This window comes from Marinicrinis lubricantis, from assembly GCF_042658665.1.
In the GTDB taxonomy this organism is placed as follows: Bacteria; Bacillota; Bacilli; order Paenibacillales; family KCTC-33676; genus Marinicrinis; species Marinicrinis lubricantis.
On sequence record NZ_JBHSQV010000187.1, the window covers coordinates 85,398 to 99,472 of the forward strand.

At 43.6% G+C, this 14,075-nt stretch carries 7 protein-coding genes; 2 read left to right on the forward strand and 5 right to left on the reverse strand.

The window, feature by feature from the left end:
* Nucleotides 1-313 precede the first annotated feature (313 nt).
* On the forward strand, nucleotides 314-2,050 hold the full coding sequence (locus tag ACFPXP_RS22325) for an ABC transporter ATP-binding protein (protein ID WP_379896721.1): 1,737 nt from the start codon (nucleotides 314-316) through the stop codon (nucleotides 2,048-2,050).
* A 78-nt stretch (nucleotides 2,051-2,128) separates the two neighbouring features.
* Here ACFPXP_RS22325 and ACFPXP_RS22330 read toward each other — a convergent pair whose 3' ends face one another.
* The 5 genes from ACFPXP_RS22330 to ACFPXP_RS22350 all read right to left on the reverse strand — a co-directional run bounded on the left by ACFPXP_RS22330 (nucleotide 2,129) and on the right by ACFPXP_RS22350 (nucleotide 13,186).
* Nucleotides 2,129-7,969: a PKD domain-containing protein gene (locus tag ACFPXP_RS22330; RefSeq protein ID WP_379896722.1), complete on the reverse strand. Its 5,841-nt coding sequence runs from the start codon at nucleotides 7,967-7,969 to the stop codon at nucleotides 2,129-2,131.
* Nucleotides 7,970-8,478: 509 nt separating this feature from the next.
* Nucleotides 8,479-9,417 (reverse strand): copper amine oxidase N-terminal domain-containing protein, encoded by a 939-nt coding sequence (locus tag ACFPXP_RS22335; protein ID WP_379896723.1) that lies wholly within the window; start codon nucleotides 9,415-9,417, stop codon nucleotides 8,479-8,481.
* Nucleotides 9,418-9,420: 3 nt separating this feature from the next.
* Nucleotides 9,421-10,044, reverse strand: coding sequence for an S-layer homology domain-containing protein (locus tag ACFPXP_RS22340; RefSeq protein ID WP_379896724.1), 624 nt, complete (start codon nucleotides 10,042-10,044; stop codon nucleotides 9,421-9,423).
* 440 nt (nucleotides 10,045-10,484) lie between these two features.
* Nucleotides 10,485-11,861, reverse strand: coding sequence for an NADP-specific glutamate dehydrogenase (gdhA, locus tag ACFPXP_RS22345; protein WP_379896726.1), 1,377 nt, complete (start codon nucleotides 11,859-11,861; stop codon nucleotides 10,485-10,487).
* Between the two features lie 347 nt (nucleotides 11,862-12,208).
* Complete coding sequence (locus tag ACFPXP_RS22350; RefSeq protein ID WP_379896727.1) at nucleotides 12,209-13,186, reverse strand: diaminopimelate dehydrogenase; 978 nt, start codon at nucleotides 13,184-13,186, stop codon at nucleotides 12,209-12,211.
* A gap of 317 nt (nucleotides 13,187-13,503) precedes the next feature.
* Between ACFPXP_RS22350 and ACFPXP_RS22355 the strand changes: the two genes are divergently transcribed.
* A complete protein-coding gene (locus tag ACFPXP_RS22355; RefSeq protein ID WP_379896729.1) occupies nucleotides 13,504-14,049 on the forward strand; it encodes a glutathione peroxidase in 546 nt (181 codons plus the stop codon).
* Nucleotides 14,050-14,075 lie beyond the last annotated feature (26 nt).

Here is a 14,075-nt window from a genome sequence, read left to right on the forward strand (position 1 = left end):
TATCTCCCTCAACGATTTTCAGACCTATTTCTCATGTTCCCATCCGAATGCAAGTTATATTGCCTATGTCTTATTTACTATAACTGTAGCGCAAATGTAATGATTAATGAATCCCCTTTCATAAAAAATCCCTATGATTCATACAGGCTGCAAAAATAAACATATAATGGAATGATCTAAATTCAAGGAGGTTTTGTACATGAAAAATGCAGCGTATCACGTCCAACAAACATATAAGGGTGGTACGATTTCATCATAAGTGCTCGCTTCCCCCTTATGTGTGTTCATGAAATAACACGAAAAGGGGTATACGATGTCATTTCCCATCAAAAAATTTCTTTCCTATTACAAGCCGTACCTCGGTTTATTCATTGCAGTATTAGCCTGTGCGCTATTCACCTCAGCCTTAACGCTGCTGTTTCCTTTGCTTGTTCGTTATGTTACGAAAGATATCCTTGGGAACGACTTATCCAGCGCATTGCGTGAAGTATACTGGATCGGCGGACTAATGCTGCTGATGGTCGCGATTCAGAACTTGGGTAACTACGTTGTAGACTACAAAGGACACGAAATCGGGGCTCGGATGGAACGAGATTTGCGTAAAGAACTGTTCACCCACATGCAAAAGCTGTCCTTTCGTTTTTACGATCAAGAAAAGACCGGCCAGCTCATGTCCCGCATTACGAACGATCTGCTCCTCCTCTCGGAGCTGTACCATCATGGTCCGGAAGACTATATTAAATATTTCGTCCGATTTATAGGCGCCTTCGCCATATTATTCTTCATTGACGCGCCGCTCACGCTCGTCGTATTCAGTTTCCTGCCTTTCTTAACCGTCTTCGTACTGTATTTCAATAAAATATTAAACCGTACGCTTCGAGATAACAAAGAGCGAATCGGTGATATCAACGCTCAAGTGGAGGATAGTCTATCCGGAATCCGTGTCGTAAAGTCTTTTGCCGGCGAAAACGTTGAAATTGAGAAGTTCAGTGCTGCCAATAATCGATTCCTAGACAGCCGCAAACGTACGTACAAGGCAGAAGCCTACTTTTACAACGGGATGGAGACATTCATTCAGCTCATTACGATCACGGTCATCATATTCGGAAGTGCCAGCATCGTCCGCAGCACTTTGGATTTAGCCGATTTAATCACTTTCCTCCTATATATTGGATACTTGGTAGAGCCTCTGCAGCGATTACCGCACATGACGACACAGTTTCAAGAAGGCATTACAGGATTTCAGCGCTTTATGGAAATTATGCGGCTTCAGCCAGCCATTAAGAGCAAGCCGGGGGCGGTCGTCCTGCCTAATGTCCACGGAGAAATCGAGTTTAAGCAAGTGACCTTCCGCTACGAGGACCGCTTCAATCCGGTACTGCTCAATCTTTCGCTGAGAATAGAGCCTGGTGAATATGTTGCACTGGTGGGTCCGTCCGGTGCGGGAAAAACAACACTTTGCTCACTCATCCCCCGCTTCTACGATGCAACAGAAGGAGAGGTACGATTGGACGGAACGAACGTCCGCGATATTGAGTTGACGTGCTTGAGAAAACAGATCGGATTTGTGCAGCAGGATGTCTATCTGTTTGCCGGTACCGTAATGGACAACATTCGCTATGGAAATCCCGAAGCTGGTGAAGAAGAGATGATCGCAGCAGCCAAGCAAGCAGGCGCCCATGATTTTATCATCCGTTTGCCTCAAGGCTATCACTCCGAAATAGGACAACGCGGCGTAAAGCTCTCCGGAGGACAAAAGCAGCGCCTTAGTATCGCTCGGGTATTCCTGAAGAATCCGCCCATCCTTATCTTCGATGAAGCGACAAGTGCCTTAGACAACGAGAGTGAAGGCGTCGTCAAGGCTTCTTTAGAATCGTTGGCACAGGGACGCACCACTCTCGTCATTGCTCATCGCCTCTCCACCGTCCGCAACGCCCAAAGAATTATTGTGCTGACTAAGGACGGAATTGTCGAACAAGGCTCTCATGAAGAATTGCTGGCAAAGGACGGGACGTATGCCCACTTATATTCGAAGCAGTTCGAATTTTAAAGCGGGATATAAAGTCATCGCCTCTCACAGGAATAAGTGGGAGGCGATTTTATCATATTTCTTCTCCAGTAGGTCTGTTTACCTTCTCCGATGTACTCCGGCAGCTTCCTTCGCCAGCCCAATGATGTTCACCGGCACAGAAGCCTGCTTCACGACACCGTTCGCATAACGCACCTCGAACCAAATCGTTTCTAATCCTTCATTTAGCCCCTCGGTCAGTGACATTAGAACAGGATCGTACAATTCTCCAATGTATTGAACCGGATCGTGCACTGCTGTAAGCTGTGTCGTCAAATAAATCTCGTTCCCGTCTCGTCCTTCCGTGTCCATCCAGGCTGTCACCTGATGAATCGGAGCAGGGGATGTTCCAGCCTGCAGTACAAAGATTTCTCCCGAGTAGAAATCCTTCGGATCGTTCTCCGTTTGGTGTCCGAGCTCATCGTGTATGATCTTCCACTGTTCTGTATGGAATACCGCTGGCTCAATAATAAGCTCTTTCGCTTCAATCGGCTTTTGAGTAGTGCTTTCGGCCATGCCGTCGCTCGCCGTCAATCGAATACGGTATATTCCGATCTGCGTGAATCGCAGGCTCACATTTGTCGTCGTGAACGATTGAGATGTACCATCCGGGAACGTCACCTGCCAAGTGTAAGTTAAAGGATCGCCGTCCGGATCCGATGACCGGTTCAAGAGCGTCACCTGATCCCCTTCCCATACCGGCTTCGGTGTCCAGTCAAAATCTGCAACCGGCGGCCGATTGACCATAAAATACTTTGGCTGGCTGTACTCACTCCAATCATAGCCGTCGAATACTCGAACCATTACATACATAACGGTTCCAGTTGGAAGATCCTGCGTAGTTGTCCAATTCTTCGAGCTGCCACCCATTGGCCCCGTATCCCTTAACAACGTCCCATTCACATGATAAATTCGGACTTGATACTGCGTTTGCGGATCGTTATCGCCATCCGAGTATGTCCATGTAAATGCAGGCCTTGGTGATGCGACAATCGTCGGATTATTTCGATTCGTACTGCTCGGATAAGTAATCGCAGCAGTCGGCTTCCGATTGATGACCGTCACGGAATCGGTGAACTCTGCCGTTTGATTCGAGCGATCCTGAACAACCTGCCGAATTTGGAACGTGCCTAAGCTGTTGAATGTCTTGTTCCAGCTTGTTCTCGAAGTACTTTGCAGTGATTCACTTCCGCTCCCCTGCTTGATGTAATACCAATGCGCGATTTGTGTACGATCCCCATCTTCTAAGTCATACGCAGTGGAATGGATCGTTAAAACCTCGTTACGATACAACTGATCTTTACTCAGCGTAAATCCTGCGACTGGCGGATTATCATCCATCAGCTGGTTAATCTGAATGGTTTTCACTGCCCAATGACTCCAAGCTCCGTATTCATCTTTTACAATAAGCCCCACAACGTAAGTCCCTACAAGTGTCGGAGCCATTAACTTTTGATGAACGGTATTTCCATTTGGATCAATATAAAAATACTTACGTTCCATTACGCCCCGCGTGGATCTGTAATCAATGCCTGTTGCTTCCGTGGAGTAATTCGTTGCAGATGCCCAACGGTCCGGGTCATAACTGGTATCTGTCCACTCTAGTCCATCCTCTTTGCTGTAGCTTAATTCAAACTCTGCAACCGGTATGCGATGAACAACAAGCAGCTGCTTGAATGGGTTCGAATCCTTCCGGTATTCACCGAATACATCGGATGGAGATAAGTAATCCGGATGCGGATCGTCTTGTGCGCTCAGATGAATTTCATACAGCCCCACCTTATCGAATGACATCACTTCAGATGAATATCTTTTATCGTGCAGCGAGGATAATCCACCGTTATTAATGAACTTCGGTGTATGTTTTAGATACCAGCTGTACATTCCTGCTTTCGGGTCATTCTCCGGATCATTGAATACCATGTCTTTGTAAGTGACATTTGCACGCTGCGTGACTTCATCCAAAATAGCGTATCCTGCTGCTTTTTCCTTTAGACCATTGACAGGATTAACAATGATCGGCCCAAAATCCACTAACACTTTATCTGAGAAAATCGTTATTTTCCCATCAGCAAAGGTGTTATCCGTTACTTCAAAATATGGGACGCGATTCAAGGTGACGCTCAAACGATCTCCTTCTGTTCGAACCTTAAACTGATAATCCGTTTCATTTTGAAATGGAAAACGCGTTTCATCGAGTATCGTTCTTGTACCGTTTACGTATTTCGAAATGTATAGCGTTTCTCCATCTGTTTCTACTGCATATTTGTTTTTCGGATCACGTGCCCTAAATCCGAAACCTGCCAGCTGATCATCCATTTTGGGATCTTTCATACGCAGTGTAAACGTATATTCATGATCTGAGTAAGTATTAGGCGATATCAGTTCACCTAAAGAAATTCCATCTGTGACGGGCGGTTCATCGGATGGTGTGCCCACCGTAAGCCAAGGCGTAATATTATCCGCGAAAAAGTTCAAAGCATTGGCCTGACCATAAAATGCAATGTACATGCCATCGCCTACGTAGATGTTGCTGATCTGAGAAGATGTGACATCCGGGTAGTACGACCAACGGATGATACCTCCGGAACTCCAAGATGAATATACGCTGCCATCGCTATTAAATGCTCTATTCTGAATGTCATCCGTAAATAATCCATCTGCTGTCAGATACTTATCGCTTCCCAGTATCGGCACACGATTTCCGTTAAAATCAATGTAGTAACCATTATCATCTTTTGAATTGATCCTGATGCTGTCATCTTGTCTCTTGCTTCCAGTGTTCATGTTTATGACTTCAACAAATCTTGCACCCGAACTGTATCCAGAATGAAAACTTTGTACAACAAGTTCATTTTTATGGCTGTTCACAAGCATCACAGGGAATGCGTCGTGATCCGTACCGCCCTGCCATGCCCAGCCTCCTCTCGAATCCGGATTTTTCCCTGTCAAACGAACCCGCCAAGACTTTTCTCCATTTTTATCGATTTTCATCACATAGGTACGATTATAAAAGAATAACTCAGAACCATCATCGTTTTCCGCCTGCACCAATTGATATCTGTAGAAATCCCCGTTCATTCCTTGGAACCATATATTAGCCTCGCTCGGATTATATTGATACAACACGTAATCCGAATAACCCTTCGTTCCTGTCGATGTCGTTTCTGGCCCATCAATCACATTGTCATTCAATACTTCGCCTTGCCGGTTCAATTTAATGATCCGATCTTTAGGTGTAAAACTATCGTTATACCGATTTATAATTCCGAACATCATCAAGTCATCGTTAACCGGGAACAGTTGGAGAGCATCATAGCTCGTTGAATGTAAAAACAGCCCTTGATCTAAAGAACTTGCAATGAATTCACCAGTAAACGCATCATAAGTACGGATTTCCATCATAGAATTTGTTACTTGAGATTCAAACGAATTACCGTTAGAAGTAGTCCAATTATAACTATAGTTATTCTCAGTTGGAGTCCATCGAATTAGTTGGTAGATGGTTTCATCCGATACTTCATAATCGAGAACCACCGGATTATTTAATCTATACGTTTCTCCTGTTTTGAGGGCACCTTCGAAATCGCCATTTTCCATTGCAGCATTATATTGTGCTTGATCTGAAAACTTCAACTTAGGAAATGTTCTGCTGCTTGTTAAACGATACAAATCATTTGGGGAAATAATCAAGTCTACCGACCAACCGTCTAGTTGCTGATGCTCTGCACTATACTGACTTTGAACTTCTAATTGGTAACGGCTGATTTTCGATTTATTCATACCATATAATGTTTCTTCGTCCGTATAATAAATGTATTTAGGATTAGAACGTATAAGGTATTCTGACTCACCATTTATATTTCCAGAAACAGGCTCATACGTGCCGTCACTCTGCTTCGCAAGCAGCGGTTGATCATACCCGTAGCTTTCCTGTTTTATAGTTCGATATGGAGATAAACCATTATTTCCATAGCCGCGGTTAGGAAAAGGCATGTTCCACGCATCCTGCACATAAGCACCATAGGATGAGGAGCCGAAATCAAAATATGGGCTTGTCCCTTCCATGATTTTGCCAAGACCTCCGGATAAGTAACCTTCCGAATCGCTCCAATACCCATTCACACCCACTTTAGGTGTTGTCGAATTCACTTGATAGTAATTCCAGTTCAATATTGACTTGGCTGTTAAGATTTCTGGTAGAGCAAGATCCGGACGCGGGTTGTCACCTTCGACCTTAAAGGATACGGAAGGAGCTAAATTCGTCACATCCATCGTATACAAAGCTGCATCTTCATCTAGTGTATCGTCCGCACGGCCGTAATCCTCGACAACACGAACATAGAATAAATATTTCCCTACACGATTTGGTTTGAATTGAACAACTTCCTTTGTTCCAATTAATGTTGCCCACGCATCGTCATCAAAACCATTATTTTCATCGTCGTATTTAAACTTATATTCCCAAGTCACAATTGGATCGCCATCTGGACTGTAGGATTGATTAGCAAATGAATACGTTTCTCCGCGAATACCGAGCGGCTGCACATCTAATTTCGCCACCGGTGGCAAGTCCGGTTCAATGACAACCGTACATTCGTCTGGATATAAGGATTTCAAACCGTCCTCATCAAAGACATGTAGAAAAACCTTCTCTGAAATAGGCTCCATTGTATCATTCACATAGTACGGCTTTATACCTGACCATTCATCCCTTGAATGGTCGATGTCTTTTCCTAATGGACTGTAACTCTGGCTGCTGTCAAAAGCATCGTCCGGAACTGGCCGCATCGATTTCACTTGTGGACAGGATGCGACAGGTACAGGATTAGGGGGGACAACCGTTACTCTGGCTGTTTTTGTTGTTACTGCCCCAAAGGAATCCCGAATACTAGCTTTAATCGAATAAGTTCCCGGTTCATCCATTTTGATACGGTGCCATCCGTTGGTATATTCAGTATATTGACTCGGAATGGACTTCAGCCAACTATTATTCGTTCCCGCAAAATCAAACCCGAGCCATTCTATCGGATCTCCATCGGGGTCTGTCATTTCCGGTTCATCTAAATAGACAAGATCTAGTGTCGTTCCTGCGATCACTTCTGTAACAACACCATCCTGAGTATGTATTCCAGGATGAGTCCAGCCGACAGCAAAATCCGGCGGTGAATTGTCCGAAGGACTGTTTATAGTCAATGTTTTCGGCCCAATCCAATTCGATTGCGCGCAAGAAGCGAACACTTTCATATATACCTGATGATCCCCTGTACTGAAGATCCAAGGATAGTTTTCATAAACATAATTCAAATCCTGCGTTTCGCCGTAGATCTTTGGCGTGGTATATGTTCTTCCGTCCTTTTCAATCCGGAAGTAGTGATATTCATAATTACAATTGGTTTCAATGTCTTTCGGACGGAATGTTGTACTTTCCCGCCAATTAATTACGTTCGGAATAATATCGAAGTCACCGGTTACATCGTAATTCGGTTCTTCGGGATCGCCGGGATCCGGTTGTTCAGGAAGATCCGTCTCATAATAAAAGTAAACAATGTAGTTTTCAAAAGAACCATCGTAAGTGAACGCCCCCGGATCGGTACCCGGCATTAAATTGTTATAGCTGGGCAACGCCCCTGTCGATGTCTTGGCATGTCCTACATATGTGTAATCCTCATGTGTTGGGTGTACGACATTGACTTCTTCCCCTACTTCTTTGATTTCTTCATAGTTAGGGAATACGCCCGCCAAGCTTGTCCCATCTTCTAAAAAGTGCTTCACGGTTACGTGCAGCTGCTTTGGCTTTTCGATGGGTTCATATTCGATAATTAACTTCGTTGGAAAATAATACTTTTGTCCAAGCGTTTCTCCATCATAATTACCATTCCTAGAAGTTTCTTCGGGCACAGGAGCCTCCAATAGACCATTATTAACCCATAGAGTAAACGATATAGTCGGAGTCCCTAACCCTACCTTATTTTCTATACTCGTACTATAACTGTTACTAACAGCATTTTTTATATCATCCCAAGTTTGACGATTATATCTAGAAGTTTTATATAGATCATAATCATATTTTTCATCCTCTTCATTATCTGTCCTTGGTCTAAATGCTGCTGATCGAACATCTTTAATCACATAGCCAGCTGGTGCGTCGAAAGTATAATCAAATGGAATATCCTTTCTCTGCCCCGGCTCACCTTCTGCTGTCCAATGTTCACCATCTGCATGACGCCAAATTTCGTAGCTAAATAAAGCAACAAAATTATGAATGGTGGTGCTCCCCGGTTCCGGAGTGGTAGGCAATACACCAGCCTGAACTATATTCAGGACTGGCGTATAAAGGAGTAAACATAGAAACAATATGGATAATGATTTTTTAATTTTATGGAACATATTACACGACCTCTACCATATTATTTCATTTCAAGTAGCTGAATTTGTTTGAAATCATTTATGAAAGTAATATACTTCAAATCACTTATTTTTAGATCCAAATAGTTTTGAATATTATGAAACACATAATCACCTTTGAATACTACGGGGAAATAGGATGTTTTTGTACCATCTGCATGCTTTACCGTTTCCTCTGCCATTGCACTCCTAATTCGTGCCCCTTCGTAATTATCTAATACGATATGAATATTATTAAGAATCCCTTTATGTCGCACCCCAATTACATCATAGTTACCTTGCTTTGCGGGAAAAATTTCATAAATAATTAATTCACCAGAAGTAAAAATTGGTAGCGAAATAGGGAATTGTGCAGCTTTATAAATATTCGCTTCAGAGTAGTCATTCAATAGCACTGGTAAATTAGCATAATACTCCTCCACATCCTCAATCGGCACATTTTTAACCCCTGCATCTTCCCTAGTCGGAACATCCTGCTTGCCGATCCATACCCATCGGCTCACACTGTCCCACATGACGGATTGTCCCAACGCTTCGCTGACAAAACGCAGAGGAACATACACGCGCTGCTGTTTGACCGTCATTTTCGTGTCAAACTGAACCGTTTTTCCATTGACGATAGCGTTTTGCTGATTCGCAACCAATTGAATGACCTTCTCACCTTTCGTGATCGTCACTTTATTTTCAGCCTGGTTCCAATCTACCTTTGCTCCTAATCCTTCAGAAACCACGCGCACAGGAACCATGACACGTTGATCTTCGTTCGCATAAGGTTTCGCATCGGGTAGCTTGATTTTTCTTGCATCGATCAATACTTGAATGTCCGGTTTATCCACCCTTTTAATTTCTTCCGCTGCGGAAACCGTGGCAACTGATAAAGAAGCAAACAACATCGTACTTGCTAACGTCCATTTCACCATGTTCATCATTTTGTTTTTCATTGTTTATTCCCCCAATTTATTTTTAAGTTTGGTTTGTAATATTTCTAGTGCTACGCTATCTGGTTCAAGCTTCAATCCGGATCGAATCTGTGCCATTCGCTGGATCAGTGCCACGCCTTCTGCTCTTGTTGAAAAGCTATCCGGTTCTATAGCGCCGCTTTGGTTTCTACCCCGGATCAAGCCCTTTTCAACGCCCATCAAAAGCCATTCCTCTTGATCTAGACTTTCATCAGTACGCAATTCTAAATCTAACGCTCTTAAAGCTAATCGGGTCATTTCAAAGCGAGTGATCGGCTCTGTATACGAATTGAAATCCGATTCAAAATGAAGCTTAGATTCAATAGCAGCATAAACGAAAGAATGATACCAAGGTGTACTTCCTTCTGAATGAGGAATCATCGCTCCCTCAACAAGCATTGCGATAAATTCAGCTCTCGTGATCTCTTGAGGGGCTTTAAACGTACCATCCGTGTAGCCCGCAATAACGCCCTCTTTTACTGCCCATTCAATCGCAGGAGCTGCCCAATGATCAGCAGATACATCGTTAAACACATCGAAATTAGCGTAGGTTGGAGTAGTCATTAAAAGCATCATGACACAGGACGGTGCTAGGATTGCTTTCTTCAAAATAAATCCTCCCACTTTTGTAAACCGTATATATAGAATAAAATCTTTACAACAGGAAGTTCATTTTTTCTGGCTATTCACAATTATTACAAGATACCGCCTCCGCTTTTCCTCCATGTACATCTCCGATCATCATATGCGCGGCTAGTACCGCAGCAGCTTTTTTCGACAGTTGTGTCATACCAAATTTCATTTGTATTCCCCCATGTAACAATATAGTTCTATAAACCTATTCCACGTCATGTAAAACATTTCCTTTTATTCCAAACAAAAAACCGCCTTTCCCGAATCCATCCCATGATCGATCCAGAAAAGGCGGTGCTTCCGCTTCCAAATTATATATATTATTATCTTAGCATAATCCGAAGTTTTCCATCAACCGCTAAAACAAAACCCACCGCAGGCACTGGTCCTTCGGTGGGAAATGTTGATTTTCTTTATTAAACAACACCTTGCGCGATCATCGCGTCGGCTACTTTAATGAAGCCTGCAATGTTAGCGCCAACCACTAAGTTACCGGAATAGCCGTACTCTTCAGCGGCTTTCACGGAATTCTCGTAGATGTTTTTCATAATATCGTTCAGCTTCGCATCGACTTCCTCGAAGGACCAAGACAATCTTGCGCTGTTTTGAGCCATTTCCAATGCGGATACCGCTACGCCGCCGGCATTTGCCGCTTTTGCTGGTCCAAACAGCACTCCAGCGTTCAAGAACACATCGATGGCTTCTAAAGTCGAAGGCATGTTTGCTCCTTCACCGATGGCTTTCACGCCGTTCTCAACCAATGTTTTAGCAGATTGCTCGTTGATCTCGTTTTGCGTTGCGCAAGGAAGTGCAATGTCACAAGGAATCGTCCAGATTCCTTCACAACCTTCGGTATATACCGCTTGCGGATGTTCCTTCACGTATTCGCTGATCCGTTTGCGTTCTACTTCCTTCAGACGCTTCACAGTGTCTAAGTTAATTCCGTTAGGATCATACACATAACCACCGGAGTCGCTGCAAGCAACCACCGTAGCGCCTAGCTGATGCGCCTTTTCAATAGCATAGATCGACACGTTGCCGGAACCGGAAACAACGACTTTGCTGTCTTTAAAGCTGAGGCCTTTCGCCTTTAACATTTCATCAACGAAGTATACACAGCCGTAGCCTGTTGCTTCTGTCCGCGTTAAGCTTCCACCATAGAGAAGGCCTTTACCCGTTAATACGCCAGCTTCATTACCGCCGCGGATTCTTTTATATTGTCCGAACATAAAGCCGATCTCGCGTCCGCCTACTCCGATATCCCCAGCCGGTACGTCGATATCTGGGCCGATATGTCTGTACAGCTCGGTCATAAAGCTTTGTGTAAATCGCATGACTTCATTGTCTGATTTACCTTTAGGATCGAAGTCAGATCCGCCTTTACCTCCGCCGATCGGTTGACCGGTCAAGGAGTTTTTGAAGATTTGCTCGAAGCCTAAAAACTTGATGATGCTCGCGTTAACGGATGGATGAAAGCGAAGTCCGCCTTTATAAGGTCCAATCGCGCTGTTGAACTGAACACGGAAACCGCGGTTGACCTGCACCTTGCCGCTGTCATCAACCCAAGGCACTCGGAACGTAATGACACGCTCAGGCTCAACAATGCGCTCTAAAATGCCGTGTTCCATATATTTTGGATGCTTCGCAAATACCGGTACTAAGGAATCTAAAATTTCTTTTACCGCTTGGTGAAACTCGCTCTCATGCGGATTGCGTTTAATGACCGTCTCATATACCGATTGAACGTATTGTTTAGCCGCTGCTTGATTTTGCTCAGACATTGCAGTTACCATCTTATCCAGCACTCCTTTTCCCATTTCGAAATATTGTAAGACTCCATCTTCTGGGTAAAACAAACCGCTCTATCATACAGCAGATCGTGCCCGTTCCCCCTGCAGACATGCATACGAATGCATACTCTATACACACTTTGTACTTAACGTATAAATGTTTGCACTAGACATATCTAGAATTGTAACAAAGAATGGAAGATACGCAAATAAAAATATTTTAGTACCCTGATTAAATAATGCTATACGGTAATCATTTCCAATGTATAAACATCCAAAAAAATCCATTCGATTTAAATAAAAAGCTCGGAAATCACATCAAAGCACACAAGAGGTTTCCATTCCTAAGATTACAGCAAATCGCGGCGAAGCTCTTCCGGAGATTTTGGAGAAAGAAGTCCATAAGGAATATCAAATACCGTCTTCGCTCCTGACTGTCCTTCCTTGCTTAGACGATACGCTGCTCTTGCATATGCGACAAGAACACTCGCTGTAAATTCAGGATTGCTGTCGAGCTTCAGACCGAATTCAATAATTTGTTTCGATCCCGCTCCAGTTTCACCGCTGCGAATGACAAAACCGCCATGCGGCATTCCTTGATGCTCTTCTTTCAACTGCTCTTCCGTAATGAAATGAACTTCAGTATCGTAGTCGGCAAAGTAGTTTGGCATCGTTACGATCGCCTTGCGAATCTCTTCTTGATCCGCACCTTCTTCGGCAACCACGTAGCATACTCTCAGATGCTTCTCACGAGTCGTAAAGTCGGGTGTTTCACCTGAACGAATTCGTTCAATCGCTGCCTCTACCGGTACCGTATATTGTACTCCAGCTTTTACGCCAGGCACACGGCGAATCGCATCGGAGTGGCCTTGACTTACCCCTTTTCCCCAAAACGTATAGCCCGTTCCTTGTGGAAGAATCGATTCAGCCAGCAGTCGGTTTAGAGAAAATAAACCTGGATCCCAACCCGTCGAAATCACACTCAAATTACCGCCTTGCTTGGCTGCCGCATCGACACTTTCAAAAAATTCAGGAATTTTCGCATGCGTGTCGAAGCTGTCCACCGTATTGAACATCTTAGCGATCGCTGGGGTTTGCTCCGGAAGATCTGTCGCCGATCCACCACATAGTATCATGACGTCGATTTTCCCTTTGTATTGTTCTGCAGCGGAAATATGTTCGAAGCGAACACCATCTCCCGATGCTAGTTGTTCAGGCTGTCTGCGGGTAAATACGGCTACTAGTTCAAAATCTGGATTTTGAGCAATCGCTTTTTGTACACCTTTTCCAAGGTTTCCATATCCAACGATGCCTGCTTTAATCGTCATCTGGTAAATATCCTCCTTTATGTTGCTGCATGTGCACATGGTTTAAGTATAAGGATGTTACATTAGATGTAAATATTTATAGTAAATTCAGTACATCTTTTTGTGCTAATAGTGCAAATTTTGTATTAACTCAGTTTATTTTTTTATACCATGAATACAAATGATTCATTCCACTTTTTCATATTTAATAAAGCTAGCCCATATACCGCTTGAAAACCTATACAGCTTGGACATTCAATTGTTTGGACAAACCAAGTGATTGGATAGTATAATGGATCACATCATTGTCAACAGGACCCGGCAGAGGAGGATTTCACTTGAGCATTTACAATTTCTCAGCAAAAAACATCCGTGGTGAAAGAAGAAGCCTTGGTGAGTTTGAAGGCAGCGTCGTACTTATCGTAAATACCGCCAGCAAATGTGGATTTACCCCTCAGTACGAGGACCTGCAAAAGCTTTATAACAGGTACAAAGATCAAGGCCTTGTCATTCTCGGCTTCCCTTGCAATCAATTCGGTGAACAGGAACCAGGCACGAATGAAGATGTACATACATTTTGTCAGATGAATTACGGCGTGTCGTTTCCCATGTTTGAAAAAGTCGAGGTGAACGGGGAAAACGAGCACCCGCTTTTTACTTATTTGAAAGCCAAAGCGCCTTTTGAGGGATTTGATTTATCGAATCCAACGGCCAAAATGCTGCTTGCAAAAATTAAAACCGAACAACCGGATTTGATAAATGAGCATCGTATCAAATGGAATTTCACAAAGTTCCTGGTGAATCGCCAAGGCGAAGTGGTACAACGATTTGAAACACCGGTCGATCCATTCGATATGACGGGAGCCATTGAAAAGCTGTTGTAGGCTGGAATATGAAAAACAAAAACAAC

Coding starts and splice junctions, on each gene's coding strand:
- ACFPXP_RS22350 (WP_379896727.1), bottom strand. CDS start 13,186: ATGACGATTAAAGCAGGCATCGTTGGATATGGAAACCTTGGAAAAGGT.
- ACFPXP_RS22325 (WP_379896721.1), top strand. CDS start 314: ATGTCATTTCCCATCAAAAAATTTCTTTCCTATTACAAGCCGTACCTC.
- gdhA (WP_379896726.1), bottom strand. CDS start 11,861: ATGGTAACTGCAATGTCTGAGCAAAATCAAGCAGCGGCTAAACAATAC.
- ACFPXP_RS22335 (WP_379896723.1), bottom strand. CDS start 9,417: ATGAAAAACAAAATGATGAACATGGTGAAATGGACGTTAGCAAGTACG.